This window comes from Streptomyces sp. W16 (assembly GCF_033194735.1).
Classification (GTDB): domain Bacteria; phylum Actinomycetota; class Actinomycetes; order Streptomycetales; family Streptomycetaceae; genus Streptomyces.
On the sequence record NZ_JAWOAI010000055.1, the window covers coordinates 12559 to 30093 of the forward strand.

Here is a 17535-nt window from a genome sequence, read left to right on the forward strand (position 1 = left end):
TCGGAGGGTGGGCGTAGTTGGGCGTGGGTGGCGGGCTATGTGCGGTTGGCGCGTCTGGTGGGCGGCGGATCGGTGAGCGTGAGTGTGCCGTCCGCCAGGCCCGCGATGGTCAGGTTGCGGGCTTCGGCGAGTGTGTCGGACTGCGCGCGCAACAGGCGTTCACGGTGTTCGGTCTCCGCCAGTAGAGCGTCGAAGCGGCGTACCTCGCCCGGGTCGAGGTCGGGGAGCTGGTAGTCCTCGATACGGCGGGCGGGGCGTACCGCGCTGGGGCTGCGAGCAGTACCTCGGGCTGCGCCGAGCAGGGCCGCCAGGACGCGCGGAGTCAACGGGCGGGTCGCGTCGGGATTGACCCGGAGGACGCGGGCCGGGAAGGCGACCACCGAGAATCCGTCGTAGTCGATGTACAGGCCGAGGCGGGGCGTGAGGGTGTAGACGATGTCGTCAGGTTCGGTGAGCGCCACCCGGTCGTACTCGGTGGCCAGGACCAGCCGGTCGACGCGGCGCTCGCCCAGGGGCCGTTCGCCCATGATCTCCTCGGGGCCGAGGACGGTGTGGTGGCCCTCCGCCGTGAGGTGCCGGTCGTCGATGCGGTGGCCGGGGAGCCGGGTCACCCTGCGTCCTGCGGTCAGTTTGCCGAGGGTGGTGCGCGGGGGAAGGAGTCCGTCCCGGCGCAGAACGCCTCCTCGGTACGGGCCCTGCTCGTTGTCGTACGTGAGGGTGTCCGCCGTTGCGCGCTCCAGGCGCGCCTCCGCCTCGGCGATCAGGGCGGGGCGTTCCTTGACCGTGTCGGACCAGATTGCTGCGGCGGGCGGCGCGGGCGGGGTCAGCGGACCGCCGAAGGCCCGGTCCAGGACGGCGACGGGGACCACGCGGCCGTAGCGCGGTTCGTGGCCGTCGAGCGCCTCGAAACCTTCCGTCCGAAAAAGAAGGACGTCCTCGGCCAGCCGCACGCGCACATCCGCCGTGAGCTGCTCAGAGCTGATGTCGGCCAGTAGGACCTTGCCCTCCGCCGCGGGGACGGGATCACGGGTGAGCGTCCACAGTGCGGGGCGGTAACCAGGGCGGAAGGGCAGGACGCCGCCGGGGAGCGCGATGACCGACTCGACGACGTTGCCGCGCAGGAGGGTCGAGCGGAGCTGGGACGCCTCGGTGTCCTTGAGTTCGTCCACGAGCGCGGCCGCCGGGCCCAGGACGAGGGCCGTGCAGCCGGGGCGGAGGAGATCGGCGATGCGCTCGACCTGCGCCAGGGCTGCGACCACGGAACGGTCCTCGCCGGGGCGGTACGGAAGCTGGGTGACGATGAGATCCGGGTCCGCCAGGCGTTCCTCCAGGTCGGGGCCCGTCTGGACATCGAGGTCGAGTTCGGCGACCCCGGCGAGGAGGAAACGGCGGCGGGTGATGCGGGCCAGCCGCTCGTCGGGGTCGGCAGCCAGGGCCTTGACGGTCTCGCGGTTCTCAGCGTCGTCGAGGAGCGCGACGAGCAGGTCGCCGGCGCGGGCGTGCGGGTCGGCGAGGGTGAGGGACTCGCCGTGCTCCAGCCGGACGCGGAGGTCGGTGAGCTGGGTGAGCAGGCGGCGCAACTCGGGGGCGACGGCGTCGGCGGCGAGAGAGTCCAGGCCGAGCCGGGAACGGGCGGCGAGCAGCCACTCGTAGGCGCCGCGCTCGTCGTAGGCGGCCTCGACCAGGTCCTCGGCGAGGCGGGCGAGCGGGGCCGCGGTGGCGTCGAGGGAGCGGAGTTCCCGGAGGACGAAATCGTCCTCCGCGTCGATCCGTTCGGCGCGACGCAGCACGGCGGACCACAGAGTCTCGTCCGCTTCCGCATCGCTGAGCAGACCGCTCGTGGCGCTGGTCAGCGGTCGGCCACGGTCGAGGCGGCGCAGGCACAGAAGGCTTCCCAGGGTCTCGACAAGCTGCCACGGAGTGAATCGCTCCCGGAGCGCGATGATGCCGAACAGAGCCAGCTCGGACCGGAGTTCAGTCGGGTTGGCGTTTCCCAGGCCGGACCCGATCAACCACTCGGCCACCTGCGCACCGTCGAACAGCGGCCTTGCCGAGTTCTCGGACGAGGCAGCGGGGAAGTCCGGGTGGCGTCGACGCCAGGTCGACACGACGGGGCGCTTCACTCGTGCGAAAGCGGCGATCTCGGACATGGACACCAGGAGGGGTACCGGGGAAGTCGGTGTCGTGTCCGACGCGTCAGTGACCACGATGTGCACCCTTTCCCCGTCCATCTCTTGTCGCGTATCGCCTGCTCCGGTCGGCGGGTCGGCCGCCCATGCCGCACGTCGTCGGCTCTTCCTCTGCGGTTTTCACCCGTCGTCACAGGACGATACGCCGATCCAGATTTCAGCGCATGCGTGTAGTTGATAATGCCGGTTATCAGTTCATTCTTGTGCCTGTGGCGCCGATAGCGCGACAAACGCCGTCAACATGAGCCACGGGGGCGGTCTGCCCGTGGCCGGATGGCAGCGGATCGCGCAGCCTTCGTAACTACCCTGCCTGCAGGGGAGGTTGGCGACAGCTGAGACAGAGGGGGACCGAATGGGTGAGCTGGCCAGAGCCGTAACTGAGCTGGAGGATGAGGTCAAGGACGTCCGAATGCTGCGGCAGATCGTGGAGCGTCTCGACACGGAGATTGCGGCGCGCATGGACGAGATCGAGACGATCGGCGGCGCCGTCCTCGAACTGCACGGCGATCTCGACAACCAGATCGCCGAGTACGACTACGCGGCCGTCGAGCAGTCCGTCGCATCCCTGCGAGGAATGGTGGACGTGGAGGAGGTCCTTCCCGCGATCGACGCCGTGCTGCTGCTCACCGCACTTCGCGATGATGAACCCGTGCCTGATTTCACTCTGCCGCTTTCGGCGTTCGAGAAGAGCGACGCCGGTGAGCATCCACGCCTCACACAGGAGGACCTGGACCGGGACTTCAAGGCAGACCTGGCACGGGCGGACCAGCGCTGGGAGGAAATCTGGGACGACGATACCTGGGCGGATTCTGACGAACGGGACTCTCACCGTGCCGAGCACCGTGCCGAAGCCGAGCGGGAAGCGATCAAGGACCGTGCCCGCCGGGCGGCGGCCCATGTCGAGGAGCTCGTCGACCACATCGGCGACACGCTGTGGCCCGATCTGGTGGAGGCGGTGGAAGCCGGCGACCGTAAGCGCGCGGTTCGGGCACTGGCGGAAGCGTGCGCGGCGGCACGGGAGACCGAACCCGCCTACAAGCTGTACGAGGTCAACCTCTCAGCCCAATACGAGTCGTCACCGATGTCTCTTGGAGCCATGGGCGAGCACCTGAGCGACTTCGAGTCATGGCTGAGGTCGCCCAAGGCCGAGTGACCTGCGCGCCTTCCCGCCCTCGGCGACGTCGCCCTGGCCGTCAGTTCCCAAGTGCTTTGAGCCGGGCCGCAGCTTCCTCCAGCACGCTGGTCTTCTTGCAGAACGCGAACCGCACGAACGGCGCCCCCGCCTCCCGGTGGTCGTAGAAGACCGCGTTCGGGATGGCGACGACCCCGGCGCGCTCGGGCAGCGCGCGGCAGAAGGCGAAGCCGTCGCCGTTCTTGGAGAGCTCGGGGCCGAGGGGGCGGATGTCGGTGGTGATGAAGTACGTGCCGGCCGGGCGGAAGACCTCGAAGCCGGCCTGCGTCAGACCCGTCGCCAGGACGTCCCGCTTGGCCAGCATGTCCGCGCGGAAGGCGTCGAAGTAGGAGTCGGGGAGGGAGAGCGCTTCCGCGACCGCGTACTGGAAGGGGCCCGACGCCACGTACGTGAGGAACTGCTTCGCCGAGCGTACGGCCGTGACCAGGTCCGGGGTTCCCGTCACCCAGCCCACCTTCCAGCCGGTGAACGAGAACGTCTTGCCCGCCGAGCCGATCGACACCGTCCGCTCCCGCATCCCCGGGAACGTCGCCAGCGGGATGTGCTCGGCCGCGTCGAAGACCAGGTGCTCGTACACCTCGTCCGTGATCACCAACAGATCGCGTTCTACGGCGAATTCGGCGATGGCGGTGAGTTCCTCGCGGGTGAGGACGGTGCCGGTCGGGTTGTGCGGGGTGTTGATCAGGAGGAGGCGGGTGCGGTCGGTGACGGCGGCGCGCAGTTCGTCGAGGTCGAGGCGGAAGCGCCCTTCGGAGGGGCGCAGGGTGACCGGGACCCGCGTGCCGCCCGCCATCGCGATGCAGGCGGCGTAGGAGTCGTAGTACGGCTCGAAGGCGATGACCTCGTCGCCCGGTTCCACCAGGGCCAGCAGCGCCGCGGCGATCGCCTCCGTCGCGCCCGCCGTGACCAGGACCTCGGCGTCGGGGTCGTAGGACAGGCCGTAGCGGCGCTCCTGGTGGGCGGTGATCGCGGTGCGGAGTTCGGGGACGCCGGGGCCCGGCGGGTACTGGTTGCCGCGTCCGTCGCGCAGCGCGCGGACCGCCGCCTCGCGGATCTCCTCGGGGCCGTCCGTGTCGGGGAAACCCTGGCCGAGGTTGATCGACCCGGTCTTCACGGCCAGGGCGGACATCTCGGCGAAGATCGTCGTCCCGAACTCGGCGAGCTGGCGGTTGAGGAGGGGGCGTGCGCTGGAGGTCATGCCCGTCATCCTGCGCCCAAGCTCTGGAGTTCCTCAACTTACGTTCAGGGGTTGGGACCTGCGACGACACCCCACGCACCGCCTCTGAGCGGGGCGAGAGTGGTCGGCAACTGTCGTCTGTCGTCGTTGGCCGCTGTCGGACGGCCCACAGACGGCCCGGCCCCGGGGGTCCGACCTGCCGCTATCGATAGCGGCAAGAGGTGCTAACGATAGTGGCACTGCTAGCGGCCAAACCGCTGGTGACCAGTACGTTAGCGGCTAGCGGGGCATGTGGGCAGGCACCGGAAACGGGCCGTACGGCGCCTCTGGGAGAGGCGCTGCCGGATCGCTATCGGGTCGGGCCGTGACACGTCCGACTGTCGGTCTGTCGCGGGGGAGAGCGAGAAGGAGCGGCCTACGGCCGCGCATCCCTTGGGCGGCTCGCTGCGCTCGCGCGTCGGCCGCCAGGTTGTGTGGTGCGACTCGGCAAGGTGCCACTTGCCGAACTGTCAGAACACGTTCACCTCGCGGTGACGCTGACGAAGCTGAAAAAACCGCTCCCTGGCCTCATCAAGCGGCAACCCCCCATCGATCCTGACGAACAAATCAGCGAGCGCATCGCGGGACTCCATGAAACCCTGCCACTTCTGTTGAGGCTTCAGCCAAGTGTCGAGAGCCGTGACGATGGCTACGAGGAGGGACAGCGCCGGAACGTAGTACCACAGGTTATGGAACGGACTGTCGGCCAGATTGCGGCCGGATGCCACGATTGCTGATGCGACGATCAAGACCACCCGGGTCGTGTAATAGGTGATGCCGTAGGCGACCATGCCTCGACGCCATTGGTTCTTCGCGACCTTCATGTCGCGACTGAGATTTACTGCCGAAGAGGGCTGGTTGCCTCCGCCAGGTCCTGAGTTCATTTGCATCGTCCCCCTTGAACTCGGTGCCATCAGTGTGGCAGGGACCGGGCGGGCGTCACCTGATCCGGGACCGTCCCTTTGTCCTGAACAGCCCGAGTGTGGGAAGCCGAAGAGACCACCTCCGGTCGCGGGGCCCTTGGCAGCTCGCTGCGCGCGGCGCCCAACCGTCGGGGGGTTGATGCCGCGTCGCCCTGGAAAGCCCGCTCTGGGGTCTTCCAGGCGCAGACGGGGGGCGAGCACCGTTGGGGTCGCCCCGCTCTGACTTTGCTCACTACGGCTCTTCAGGGGGGAGGGGCACGTGTACCGAGACCCTCCTGAAGAGCCGAAGAGGCCACCCCCGCCCGGGCGGGGGTGGCCTCTTCAACGCCTGCCGGCGGTGGCTGCAACATCAGGAGGCATGGTGTGGCGGAGCAACTTCAACGGCAAGGAGTGGAAGCTCGCCCTGGCGGTCGCGGGCCTCATCCCCCCCCGGAAGCGGATGAGAACGGCAAGTACGAGTTGGCGCGCGAGCACGGCATGCACGCGCTCCGGCACTTCTACGCCTCCGCGCTGTTGGACGCGGGCGAGAACATCAAGGCCGTCAGCGAGTACATGGGGCACGCTGACCCGGGGCTGACGCTGCGGGTCTACGCCCACCTGATGCCCGACAGCCGCCAGAGGGCCCGCCACGCCATCGACACGGTGTTTCAGCGCGACTCCCAGGAAGATCACGGCCCCCAGGCGGCCCAGTGACCCACGGGCGGTCCCCTGACCTGCCATTCTGTGCAGGTCAGGGGCCGTTGCCCCGAGAGAACCCTCTGAACTTCCTCAACTCTGCTTTGGCTGGTGAGACGGCCGGGCATCCCTGCTTCACGCACCACACGAGGCGCCCACGGGGGGCCGCTTCGGGGGAATCGGAAGGAGGGTGACGCCATGTTCTTCTTCGTCATCCTGGCGGTGATCGCAGTCGTCTTCGTGAGCGCCGTCGTTCGCGCGGGGCGCAAGTCGGGCCGCAGGTCGGGGTCGTACGGGGGCGGGGGCGCCGCCGGTACGAGCAGCTGGTGGGCCGGGGACGGCGGGTCGTCGTCCTCGGGCGGCCATCACTCCGGGGGGCACCACGGTGGCCATCACTCCTGCGGCGGCGGGCACTCCTCCTGCGGTGGCGGCTCGTCGTGCGGTGGCGGCTCGTCCTGCGGGGGCGGCGGTGGCTGCGGCGGCGGGGGCAACTGACCAGCGCATCGGGGGTCACGGCGCCCGTCGGGAGACCGCTCCCGGCGGGCGCTCCGGCGCGCGCTGACACTCCTGGGCGTACGCCTTGGTTGAACAGTTGAGCTGTGGAGCCCCCTGAGGGATGGAAACCCCACGAAGTTGGGTAAAAAGACTGTGGTGGCGCCACCGTTCATGATTCCCTCTACAACACCGACGCAGCCCCTCGGGCGCCTGCAGACACCTTCTCCTGACTGGGCCGACCGGGCCGATGCCCCGGTGTCGGCCGGGGTGTGCCAGACCCCCACACCTCCCCTTTCTTTGCGTGCTAGCGGAGCCGATCCATGCTCACGACCCTGAATACCTCCTACACCGACACGCGCGCGGCCGACCTCGCCTGGACCCTGGGGCGCGAGCCGCTGCCCGCGCTGGCCACACTCGACCTCGAACTCGCCGGTGCGCGGCTCCAGTTGAGACTGCTCGGCGCCTCCCACCAGGTACTTCTGGACGAGGAGCGGGGCAGCTGTTCGGAGACGGTCGCGTGCATCCCGGGTTCCAGTACGCCGCTGCCGCTCGGGGTCGCCAAGCGGGTCGGCGACTGGGAGTACGAGTTCGCGGCCCGGGTCGAGGTGCTGTCCCCGGGGCAGTTCGCGGGCCGCGCCCAGGAGCTGCTGGCCCTGGTCGCCGACCATCCCAACGGTCTGGCGGGGGTCTTCCCCGGCAGCCCGCACGCCTTCACCGCGATGCTCGCCCAGCGGTACGAGGGTCAGGTGCACTGGCGCACCTGGCACGCCTATCCGCAGGACGGCCAGCTGGTGGCGACGCGGACGAGGGTGGGCGTACGGGTGCCGGTGGCCTACCCGGTGCCGTCCCCCGTCTGAGTCGTACGTCCAGAGTTGTACGTCCCAGTCGTACGTCCGAGTCGTACGTCCGAGTCGTACGTCCGAGTCGCAGGGCCGCGGGGGGCTGCACCGCCCCGGCCGTCGTAAACACATTCCACACGTGTGGGTGACGAAGCGTGCCCGTCCGGTGACGTAACGTCGCAGCGTGATCGAACCGCACGCGCCGGCCCGGCCGGGTACCCAGCCGCCGTGGGCAGGCCCCGCGCGGCTGCCCGTACGGCCGGGCACGGGCCGGTTCCTGGTGCTCGCGGGGGTCTTCGTCTGCGCGGCCTGCGGACTCGTGTACGAACTCGAACTCGTCGCCCTCGCCTCGTACCTGATCGGCGACTCGGTCACCCAGGCGTCCGTCGTGCTGTCCGTCATGGTGTTCGCGATGGGCATCGGCTCGCTCGCCGCGAAGCGGCTGCGCTGGCACGCGGCGGCCGGTTTCGGCGCGGTCGAGGCGGCCCTCGCGCTGATCGGCGGCTGCAGCGCGATGGCCTTGTACGCGGTCTTCGCCTGGACCGGGAACTGGGGCGGCCTCTGGGCGCAGGGCCCGCGCTGTCTCCTGGTCGCCTTCTCGCTCGCCATCGGTCTGCTGATCGGCGCGGAGGTCCCGTTGTTGATGGAGCTGATCCAGCGGATCCGCCGCCAGGACGCGGGCGGCGCGGTGGCCGACCTGTTCGCGGCGGACTACGTCGGTGCGCTCGTCGGCGGCCTGGCCTTCCCCTTCCTCCTGCTCCCCTTCCTGGGCCAGTTGACCGGCACCCTGCTCACCGGCACGGTCAACGTGGTCGCCGGCGGCTGTCTCGTCCTCGGCCTGTTCCGCCGCGACCTCACCCGCCGGGGCCGCTGGCTCCTGGTGATCACCAACCTCACCGTCCTCGGTCTGCTCGCCTCCGCCGCCGTACTGGTCGACGACTTCGAACGGGCCGCGCGGCAGGCCGTCTACGGCAAGGACGTCCGCGTCGCCCTCCAGAGCGACGTCCAGGAGGTCGTCCTCACCGGCGGCGACCACGGCCGCCCCCTCGACCTCTTCCTCGACGGCCGCCTCCGGGTCAGCGGACGCGACGAACGCCGCTACCACGAGGCCCTCGTCCCCCCCGCGATGGACGGCCCCCACGCGCGCGTGCTCGTCCTCGGCGGCGGCGACGGCCTCGCGGCCCGCGAGGTGCTCCGCCACCGGGGCGTGCGCCGCGTCGACATCGTCGAACTCGACGCGGCCGTCGTCCGGTTGGCCCGCCAGGACCCCGCCCTGTCCGCCCTCAACGGTCATGTCTACGACGACCCGCGCGTCCACGTCACCACCGGCGACGCCTTCGACCTGCTGCGCGGGGTCCACCCGGGGACGTACGACGTGGTGATCGCCGACCTCCCCGACCCCGGCATCACCGCCAGCACCAAGCTGTACTCCCAGGAGTTCTACGGTCTCGCCCGCCGCGCCCTCACCGAGCGGGGCCGCCTGGTCGTGCACGCGGGACCGGTCTCCTCCCGGCGCCGCGTCTTCTGGACGGTGGTCTCCACCCTTCGCGCGGCCGGCCTCCACCCCGTCCCCTACCGCGTCGGCGGCCGGGCCTCGGGTTTCGCGGCGGGTCCCGACCGTACGACGGGCACGTCCCGTTCTCCGCGCGACTGGGGGTTCGTGCTGGCGACGCGGGGGGTGGTGCCTGTGGAGCCGGGGCTGGAGAGTGCGGAACGGGCGGCGGAGCGGACGTGGGTGCCGGGGCTGTCGGCTTCTACGTTGGTGCATCCGCGGTACTGATCTCACGGGGGTGCCGTCCGTCGGCCCGCCCGCATCAACACGCCGCCACTTCCGCACAACGCCAGGTGTACCCCCGCCCGACCTAGGTAGGCTCCGCAGGCATGGAGCATGAGGTGTACGTTCCGGTTCCCCCCGAGCGACTCCGGGCCGCGCTCGGCGACCCCGCCCGGGTCGCCCGCGCCGTGCCCGGCTTCCAGCAGGACGCCGGCAGCGAACCCGTCGCCGGGCGCCTGAAGGTGCGCGTCGGCGGCCACTCCATCACCTACCGGGGGTCCGTCCGCCTCTCCGCCCGGGACGACGGCTCGTACGCCGTCGAGGGCGACGCGACCGAGGCCCGCGGCACCGGCTCCGTCAAACTCGCCCTCACCCTCCGCGTCCGGGAGTCCGACGGCGGCTCCACCCTCACCTTCGACGGTACGGCGACGGCGGACGGCCGCGTGACGGAACTGGCCCCGGACGCGGTGAGCGCGGCGGCGACGAGGCTGCTGGACCGGTTCGCGGTGAACCTGGGAGCGGAGGCGGAGGAGCCGGAGCAGGCCGAGCCCGCCGAACCTGCCGAGCCCGCCGAACCTGCCGAATCGGCCGAACTTGCCGAATCGGCCGAACTTGCCGACGACATCGACGACATCGACGAAGCCGACGCGGTGGACGACATCGAAGAGGCCTACGTGGTCGACGAACCCCACGTCTCCGAGACCTTCGCCGAGACGCCTCAGCCCCCCGCCGAAGCGGCGCACGCCCGTCGCACGATGATCGGCCGCAGTGCGGAGGAGGTCGACCACGCGCCGCCGCGCGGGCGTTACGCCCCCGTTCCCGCGCCGCAGACCGTCTCCGCGAACGCCACCCTCCGCTGGGCGGCCCCCGCGGCGGCACTGGTCCTGGCGTCGGCGATCGTGGTGAACAGGGTGCTGCGCAAACGCCGTTGAGCCGCCCAGTAGGGTCGTGCCGTGAGTAACGAAGAGATCACGCTGACCGCGGGCGACGCGGAAGTGACGGTGCAGCCGGGCAACGGCGGCCGTATCGGAGGACTTCGCGTCGGCGGCACCGAACTGCTGCGCCAGGGCGAGCGGTTCGGGTGCTTCCCGATGGTTCCCTGGTGCGGGCGGATCCGCGACGGCCGCTTCCGGGACGGCGGGACCGTCCACCAGATGCCGCTCAACTCCCCGCCGCACGCCATCCACGGCACCGTCCGCGACGGCGCCTGGCGCACCGCCCGCAGGAGCGCCGACGAGGCGGTCATCACGTACGACCTGGTCGAGCCGTGGCCCTTCCCGGGCCGCGTCACCCAGGCCGTCGCGCTGACCGGGGACGCCCTGACGCTCACCATGGCCATTGAGGCGTACGGGGACTCGTTCCCGGCGCAGATCGGCTGGCACCCGTGGTTCAACCGCGACCTCGGCGGCGAGGACGTGCTCGTCGACTTCAGCCCCGCCTGGCAGGAGGAGCGCGGCGACGACCACCTGCCCACCGGCAAACGTATCGACGTGAAGCCCAGCCCCTGGGACGACTGCTTCGGCATGCCGGGCGGCGTCGACGTCACGCTGACCTGGCCGGGGCAGCTGGCGCTGAAGGTGACGAGCCCGGAGGAGTGGGTCGTCGTCTACGACGAGCAGGAGGCCGCCGTGTGCGTGGAACCGCAGACCGGCCCGCCGAACGGCCTGAACACCCTGCCCCGCCTGGTCACCCCGATCGAGCCGCTGGAAGCCACGATGACCTGGACCTGGACGCGCTTCTAGGCCGGTGGGCATCGCCTCTAAGCTGACAGGCATGACGGACGTACGCGGCGCGCTGCTGCAGCAGATCAAGGACAAGGCCGTGGTGCACGGCAAGGTGACCCTGTCGTCGGGGCTGGAGGCCGACTACTACGTCGACCTCCGGCGCGTCACCCTCGACGGGGAGGCCGCGCCGCTCGTCGGGCAGGTGCTGCTGGACCTGACCGCCGACCTCGACTTCGACGCGGTCGGCGGGCTGACCATGGGCGCCGACCCGGTCGCCACGTCGATGCTGCACGCTGCCGCCGCGCGCGGGCGGAAGCTGGACGCCTTCGTCGTGCGCAAGGCCGCGAAGGCGCACGGCATGCAGCGTCAGGTGGAGGGTCCGGAGATCGCGGGCCGCCGGGTGCTGGTCGTCGAGGACACCTCCACCACCGGCGGTTCCCCGCTCACCGCCGTCGAGGCCGTGCGCGCGGCCGGTGCCGAGGTCGTCGGCGTCGCGACCATCGTGGACCGGGCGACCGGTGCCGCGGAGAAGATCGAGGCGGGTGCGGGAGTGCCGTATCTCTTCGCCTACTCCAAGGACGAGCTGGGCCTGGACTGACCGCCCACTCTTAGCATCCGGCCGCGTCTGGAAGGATGGGGCCGACGATGACGTCGCACCCCAGGTCTAGGTCAGGGCCGTAGCACGCAGATCGCGAAGATCGCCAACCCGCAGATACCAAGGAGCGGACCATGCCCATCGCAACCCCCGAGGTCTACAACGAGATGCTCGACCGGGCGAAGGCAGGCAAGTTCGCCTACCCGGCCATCAATGTGACCTCGACCCAGACCCTGCACGCTGCGCTGCGCGGCTTCGCGGAGGCCGAGAGCGACGGCATCGTCCAGATCTCCACGGGTGGCGCCGAGTTCCTGGGCGGCCAGTACGCCAAGGAGATGGTCACGGGTTCCGTGGCCCTGGCCGAGTTCGCGCACATCGTCGCCGAGAAGTACCCGGTCACGGTCGCGCTGCACACCGACCACTGCCCCAAGGACAAGCTCGACGGGTACGTCCGTCCGCTGCTCGCCGTCTCCGAGGAGCGCGTGAAGGCCGGCGGCAACCCGCTGTTCCAGTCGCACATGTGGGACGGCTCGGCGGAGACCCTCGCCGACAACCTCGCCATCGCGCAGGAGCTGCTGGCCCGCGCCGCCGCCGCGAAGATCATCCTTGAGGTGGAGATCACCCCGACCGGCGGCGAGGAGGACGGCGTCTCGCACGAGATCAACGACTCCCTGTACACCACGGTCGACGACGCGATCCGTACGGTCGAGGCGCTCGGCCTCGGCGAGAAGGGCCGCTACCTGCTGGCCGCGTCCTTCGGCAACGTGCACGGCGTGTACAAGCCGGGCAACGTCGTCCTGCGCCCCGAGCTGCTCAAGCAGCTGAGTGACGGCGTGGCCGCGAAGTACGGCAAGGCGTCCCCGTTCGACTTCGTCTTCCACGGCGGCTCCGGCTCCACCGAGCAGGAGATCGCCACCGCGCTGGAGAACGGCGTGGTGAAGATGAACCTCGACACCGACACCCAGTACGCGTTCACGCGCCCGGTCGCCGACCACATGCTGAAGAACTACGACGGCGTCCTGAAGGTCGACGGCGAGGTCGGCTCCAAGAAGACCTACGACCCGCGCACCTGGGGCAAGCTCGCCGAGGCGTCGATGGCCGCACGCGTCACCGAGGCGTGCGCGAACCTGCGCTCGACGGGCACGAAGATCAAGTAACCACCACGGTCTGCTGCGAGCCCGGTGCTACGGCACCGGGCTCGTTGTATACCTGGGGGCATGTCCTCCGACGTCCGGATCGCCTCGCCCCAGGGCAAGTGGATCCTGCTCACCACGGTGCTCGGTTCCAGCATGGCCATGGTGGACTCCACCGTCGTCAACGTGGCCCTGCCCCGTATCGGCCGCGATCTGAACGCCGACCTGGCCGCCCTCCAGTGGACGGTCAACGCGTACATGCTCACGCTGGCCGGACTGATCCTCCTCGGCGGCTCCCTCGGCGACCGCTACGGCCGCCGCAAGATCTTCGTCCTCGGTGTGGTGTGGTTCGCGGCGGCCTCGCTGCTGTGCGGGCTGTCCCCCAACGCCGGGGTCCTGATCGCCGCCCGCGCGCTCCAGGGCATCGGTGGCGCGCTCCTCACCCCCGGCTCCCTCGCCCTCATCCAGGCCTCCTTCCACCCCGACGACCGGGCCAGGGCGGTCGGCCTGTGGTCCGGTTTCGGCGGTATCGGCGCGGCGATCGGCCCGTTCCTGGGCGGCTGGCTGGTGGACGGCCCCGGCTGGCGCTGGGTATTCCTGATCAACGTGCCGATGGCGCTGGTGTGCGCCCCCATCGCCGTACGCCATGTCCCCGAGTCGGCGGACGGCCGCACGCACGGCCGCTTCGACGTCCTGGGTGCGGCGCTGGGCGCGATCGCACTCGCCCTGGTGACGTATGCGCTGATCGAGGCGGGCGACGGCGCACTGCCCGTCGTGATCGTCACCGCCGTCGCGGGCGTGGCCGCGGGGGTCGCCTTCGTCCACGTCGAGAAGCGCAGCCCCGATCCGATGATGCCGCCGGGCATCTTCGCGTCCCGCCAGTTCACGGCGGTCAACCTGGTCACGCTCTGCGTCTACGCGGCCTTCAGCGGCTTCTTCTTCCTCACCGCGCTCCAACTCCAGGTCGTGGCGGGCTACTCGGCGCTCCAGGCCGGCACGGCACTGCTCCCGACGACCGCCCTGATGCTCGTCTTCTCGGCCCGCTCCGGCGAACTGGCCCAGCGCATCGGCCCCCGTGTCCCCCTCACCGTCGGCCCCCTCCTGTGTGCCGCGGCGATGCTGCTGATGCTGCGGGTCGGCCCCGACGCCTCCTACCTCGCCGACGTCCTGCCCGCCCTCCTCGTCATGGGTACCGGCATGGTCATCCTGGTCGCGCCGCTCACGGCCACCGTCCTCGCCTCCGTCGACACCGCGCGGGCGGGCCTGGCCAGCGGTATCAACAACGCGGCGGCCCGCGCGGCCGGCCTCATCGCGATCGCCGCGCTGCCGCTGCTCGCGGGGATGGGCTCGGAGGCGTACCGGTCGGCGGGCGCCTTCGACCACGCTTTCGACCGGGCGATGGGGTGGTGTGCGGGGGTGCTGGTGCTGGGTTCGGTCCTGGCCTACGCGACCGTACGGCGCCCGGCACCGGACTGCCGCCGCCCGGAGTGCCTCACCCACGGCTCGATCACGGCTCCACCGCTGGAGCCACGGCTGGGGAAGGGGCGTCTCGACGCGGGGTAGCGACTGGATGCCTGGCAATGGCCGTTGCTGGGGGAGACTGGAACCCATGACGATTCACGAGAACCTCCTCGGGGGACCGCCCCCGACCCACCTCCCCGAAGACCCCGGGCCGCGCGACCTCCTCGCGAGTGGTGCGACGCCCGCCGATGTCGCCGCCAAGTACCCGACCTCCTCGCTGGCCTGGGCCCTGCTGGCCGACGACGCGTTCGAGCGGGGCAGCGTCGTGGAGTCCTACGCCTATGCGCGTACGGGTTACCACCGCGGGCTCGACTCGCTGCGGCGCAACGGCTGGAAGGGGCACGGCCCGGTGCCCTGGGAGCACGAGCCGAACCGCGGGTTCCTGCGTGCGCTGCACGCCCTCGCGCGGGCCGCGCAGTCGATCGGGGAGCAGGAGGAGTACGCGCGGTGCAGCCAGTTCCTGAAGGACTCCTCGCCCACGGCGGCCCAGACGCTGGGCTAGCACGACGGGTGCGGTGATGCGGGTCCGCCTGGTGTGACCAGGCGGACCTTGCGGTCTCGGGGGACCATTGGGGAGGATGCCCGGTGGGGACCGGGGCCCCCGTGTCGGAATTCGGCAGGGGCGGACCGCTACCCGGAGTACGCATCAGGAGACAGCGATGTCCCAACAGGCTCAGGAAACCCAGGAGCCCGAGGCCCCGCATCTCGACTTCCGGGGGACGACCCCGTACGAGGACTACGTCCAGGCGGACGTCCTCACCCACCTCCAGCACACCCGCTCCGACGACCCCGGAGAGATGGTCTTCCTGGTCACCACCCAGGTGATGGAGCTGTGGTTCACCGTCATCGTGCACGAGTGGGAGACCGCCGCGCGGGCCCTGCGCGAGGACCGGGTGCCGGTCGCGATCGACGCGCTGAAGCGCTCCGTACGGGAGCTGGAGGCGCTCAACGCCTCCTGGCGGCCCCTCGGCCAGCTCACGCCGGCGCAGTTCAACTCGTACCGGGCGGCCCTCGGCGAGGGTTCCGGCTTCCAGTCGGCGATGTACCGCCGGATGGAGTTCCTGCTCGGCGAGAAGTCCGCGTCCATGCTCGTCCCGCACCGCGGCGCACCGCGCGTGCACGCCGAGCTGGAGAAGGCACTGCACGAACCGAGCCTCTACGACGAGGTGTTGAGGCTTCTCGACCGGCGCGGGCATGCGGTCCCGGAGGCCGTGCTCACGCGGGACGTGTCGCTGCGCTACGAGCCGTCGGAGGCGGTGGAGGAGGTGTGGACCGCCCTCTACTCCGGTGACTCCGGCGACGAACTCGCCCGGCTCGGCGAGGCGTTGACCGATGTCGCCGAGCTGGTGTGGCGATGGCGCAACGACCATCTTGTCGCCACCCGGCGTGCGATGGGCGCGAAGACCGGGACGGGCGGCTCCGCCGGGGTGGCCTGGCTGGAGAAGCGCGCGCAGAAGAACGTGTTCCCCGAGCTGTGGACGGCGCGGTCCCATGTCTGAACTCGCTCTGAAGGCGGAGAAGCTGGACGCCGCCGATGAACTGGCGGGCGTACGCGCACAGTTCGTCCTGGACGGCGTTGTGTACCTGGACGGGAACTCGCTCGGCGCGCTGCCGGCGTCGGTCCCCGGCCGGGTCGAGGACGTCGTGCGGCGTCAGTGGGGTGAACTGCGCATCCGCTCCTGGGACGAGAGCGGGTGGTGGACCGCGCCCGAGCGGATCGGCGACCGGATCGCCCCGCTGGTCGGTGCCGCGGCCGGGCAGATCGTCGTCGGCGACTCCACAAGTGTCAATGTTTTCAAGGCGGTTGTGGCGGCCGTGCGGATGGCGGGCGGCTCGGGGCGGGACGAGATCGTCGTCGACGCCACGACCTTTCCCACGGACGGGTACATCGCCGAGTCGGCGGCCCGGATGACCGGCTGCACGGTGCGGCCGGTGGCCCCGGCCGAGGTGCCGGGAGTGCTCGGCGACCGTACGGCGGCGGTGCTCCTCAACCATGTCGACTACCGCACCGGCCGGCTGCACGACCTGCCCGCGCTCACGGCCGCCGTACACGCGGCGGGTGCCGTGGCCGTGTGGGACCTGTGCCACAGCGCGGGCGCCCTGCCGGTCGGACTCGACGAGCACGGGGTGGACCTCGCGGTCGGCTGCACCTACAAGTACCTGAACGGCGGCCCGGGTTCACCCGCGTACCTCTATGTGCGCGAGGAGTTGCAGGACCGCTTCGACTCCCCGCTGCCCGGCTGGAACTCGCACGCCGAACCCTTCGGCATGCGGCCTGCCTACGAACCGGCGCCGGGCGCGCTGCGCGGCCGGGTCGGCACCCCGGACATCCTGTCCATGCTCGCCCTTGAGGCGGCCCTCGACGTGTGGGACGGCGACGGTGTCTCGGTCGCGGCGGTGCGGGCCAAGTCCCTCGCCCTGACGGACTTCTTCCTGGAGTGCGTGGCGTCGTACGTGCCGTCCGGGCGGGTGGAGTCGCTGACTCCGGTGGCCCATGCGGAGCGGGGGAGCCAGGTCGCGCTGCGCTGCGCGGACGCCGGTGAGGTGATGCGACGGCTGATCGAGCGGGGTGTGGTCGGCGACTTCCGGCACCCGGACGTGCTGCGGTTCGGATTCACCCCGCTGTACGTCGGGTTCGGCGACGTGGAGCGGGCGGCGCGGGTGCTGGGGGACCTGGTCCGCTAGCTGTGTACCTTGACCTAACCTCCGTAGGTTGCTGGAGTGGTTAGAAACTGGTGATGCGTCGGTGACGTGCACCGCAGAACCGTTTACGCCTCACCGAGCGTGACAACCGCGGTCTCCGTGCACGTCACTGGCCTGGTAGCGTCCCGGCCGACGGCCGAATTTCTCCGCGTGTTTCTCTCCTGGTCGCCATATCCCGTCACATCCCGTTCCGTCCAAGTCTTCCCCCAGTGCCGAAAGCCTGGGAGGTGCCCCCATCGTCGCTGAGAGGTTGGAGCATGCCGGACGACGCCGCTGTCGCACGTGCCGCCGCAGCCGCCGTAGAAGAGGAGTCGGTCTTCTCGCACCCCGCCGTGGAACCCGACAGCACCGCCGCGTACGGCGACCACCCCGACCAGGTGATCGACTTCTACGCCCCGCACGGCGAGCGGGTGCCGGGCGAACCGGCGCCGCTGGTCGTCGTACTGCACGGGGGTGCGTGGCGGGCGCCGTACGACCGCCGGCACATCACGCCGTTCGCGGACTTCCTGGCCCGCCGGGGGTTCGCGGTGGCCAATGTCGAGTACCGGCGGGGGGC

General features: G+C 70.7%; 16 protein-coding genes and 1 pseudogene. 14 read left to right on the top strand and 3 right to left on the bottom strand.

Annotation, left to right across the window (positions count from 1 at the left end; all coding sequences use genetic code 11):
• Nucleotides 1-35: 35 nt before the first annotated feature.
• The gene (locus R6V09_RS10295) at nt 36-2207 is read right to left on the bottom strand and encodes a hypothetical protein (protein WP_317881052.1); all 2172 of its coding nucleotides are present in this window, start codon (nt 2205-2207) and stop codon (nt 36-38) included.
• A 334-nt stretch (nt 2208-2541) separates the two neighbouring features.
• On the opposite strand from R6V09_RS10295, the gene R6V09_RS10300 reads away from it, so the two are divergent.
• Entirely contained in the window at nt 2542-3342 is an 801-nt protein-coding gene (locus tag R6V09_RS10300) for a hypothetical protein (RefSeq protein WP_317881053.1), read from the top strand.
• A gap of 40 nt (nt 3343-3382) precedes the next feature.
• Here R6V09_RS10300 and R6V09_RS10305 read toward each other — a convergent pair whose 3' ends face one another.
• Nucleotides 3383-4588 (bottom strand): pyridoxal phosphate-dependent aminotransferase, encoded by a 1206-nt coding sequence (locus tag R6V09_RS10305; RefSeq protein ID WP_317881054.1) that lies wholly within the window; start codon nt 4586-4588, stop codon nt 3383-3385.
• Between the two features lie 479 nt (nt 4589-5067).
• Nucleotides 5068-5421 (bottom strand): hypothetical protein, encoded by a 354-nt coding sequence (locus R6V09_RS10310; protein ID WP_317881055.1) that lies wholly within the window; start codon nt 5419-5421, stop codon nt 5068-5070.
• Nucleotides 5422-5997: 576 nt separating this feature from the next.
• Here R6V09_RS10310 and R6V09_RS54580 point away from each other — a divergent pair.
• The 13 genes and pseudogenes from R6V09_RS54580 to R6V09_RS10375 form a co-directional block, all read left to right on the top strand.
• A complete protein-coding gene (locus tag R6V09_RS54580; RefSeq protein WP_442810011.1) occupies nt 5998-6213 on the top strand; it encodes a tyrosine-type recombinase/integrase in 216 nt (71 codons plus the stop codon).
• Between the two features lie 180 nt (nt 6214-6393).
• Nucleotides 6394-6690: a hypothetical protein gene (locus R6V09_RS10320; protein WP_317881056.1), complete on the top strand. Its 297-nt coding sequence runs from the start codon at nt 6394-6396 to the stop codon at nt 6688-6690.
• 320 nt (nt 6691-7010) lie between these two features.
• Nucleotides 7011-7547: a DUF2617 family protein gene (locus tag R6V09_RS10325; protein WP_317881057.1), complete on the top strand. Its 537-nt coding sequence runs from the start codon at nt 7011-7013 to the stop codon at nt 7545-7547.
• A 166-nt stretch (nt 7548-7713) separates the two neighbouring features.
• A complete protein-coding gene (locus R6V09_RS10330; RefSeq protein ID WP_317881058.1) occupies nt 7714-9309 on the top strand; it encodes a polyamine aminopropyltransferase in 1596 nt (531 codons plus the stop codon).
• Nucleotides 9310-9410: 101 nt separating this feature from the next.
• On the top strand, nt 9411-10235 hold the full coding sequence (locus R6V09_RS10335; protein ID WP_317881059.1) for an SRPBCC domain-containing protein: 825 nt from the start codon (nt 9411-9413) through the stop codon (nt 10233-10235).
• Nucleotides 10236-10256: 21 nt separating this feature from the next.
• Complete coding sequence (locus R6V09_RS10340; protein WP_317881060.1) at nt 10257-11045, top strand: aldose epimerase family protein; 789 nt, start codon at nt 10257-10259, stop codon at nt 11043-11045.
• A 31-nt stretch (nt 11046-11076) separates the two neighbouring features.
• Entirely contained in the window at nt 11077-11625 is a 549-nt protein-coding gene (gene pyrE, locus R6V09_RS10345) for an orotate phosphoribosyltransferase (RefSeq protein ID WP_317881061.1), read from the top strand.
• Between the two features lie 131 nt (nt 11626-11756).
• Nucleotides 11757-12779, top strand: coding sequence for a class II fructose-bisphosphate aldolase (gene fbaA, locus R6V09_RS10350; RefSeq protein WP_317881062.1), 1023 nt, complete (start codon nt 11757-11759; stop codon nt 12777-12779).
• 60 nt (nt 12780-12839) lie between these two features.
• Nucleotides 12840-14318: an MFS transporter gene (locus R6V09_RS10355; RefSeq protein ID WP_317881063.1), complete on the top strand. Its 1479-nt coding sequence runs from the start codon at nt 12840-12842 to the stop codon at nt 14316-14318.
• 46 nt (nt 14319-14364) lie between these two features.
• Nucleotides 14365-14778 carry a DUF3151 domain-containing protein gene (locus R6V09_RS10360; protein ID WP_317881064.1) on the top strand — a complete coding sequence of 138 codons (414 nt, stop codon included), beginning with the start codon at nt 14365-14367 and terminating at the stop codon, nt 14776-14778.
• Between the two features lie 157 nt (nt 14779-14935).
• Nucleotides 14936-15775 (top strand): tryptophan 2,3-dioxygenase family protein, encoded by an 840-nt coding sequence (locus R6V09_RS10365; protein WP_317881065.1) that lies wholly within the window; start codon nt 14936-14938, stop codon nt 15773-15775.
• Nucleotides 15768-16961 carry a kynureninase gene (gene kynU / locus R6V09_RS10370; RefSeq protein ID WP_317881066.1) on the top strand — a complete coding sequence of 398 codons (1194 nt, stop codon included), beginning with the start codon at nt 15768-15770 and terminating at the stop codon, nt 16959-16961. Before R6V09_RS10365 ends, kynU begins: the two co-directional genes overlap by 8 nt.
• Before the next feature lie 275 nt (nt 16962-17236).
• A pseudogene (locus R6V09_RS10375) lies at nt 17237-17535 on the top strand (alpha/beta hydrolase); the annotation flags it as partial.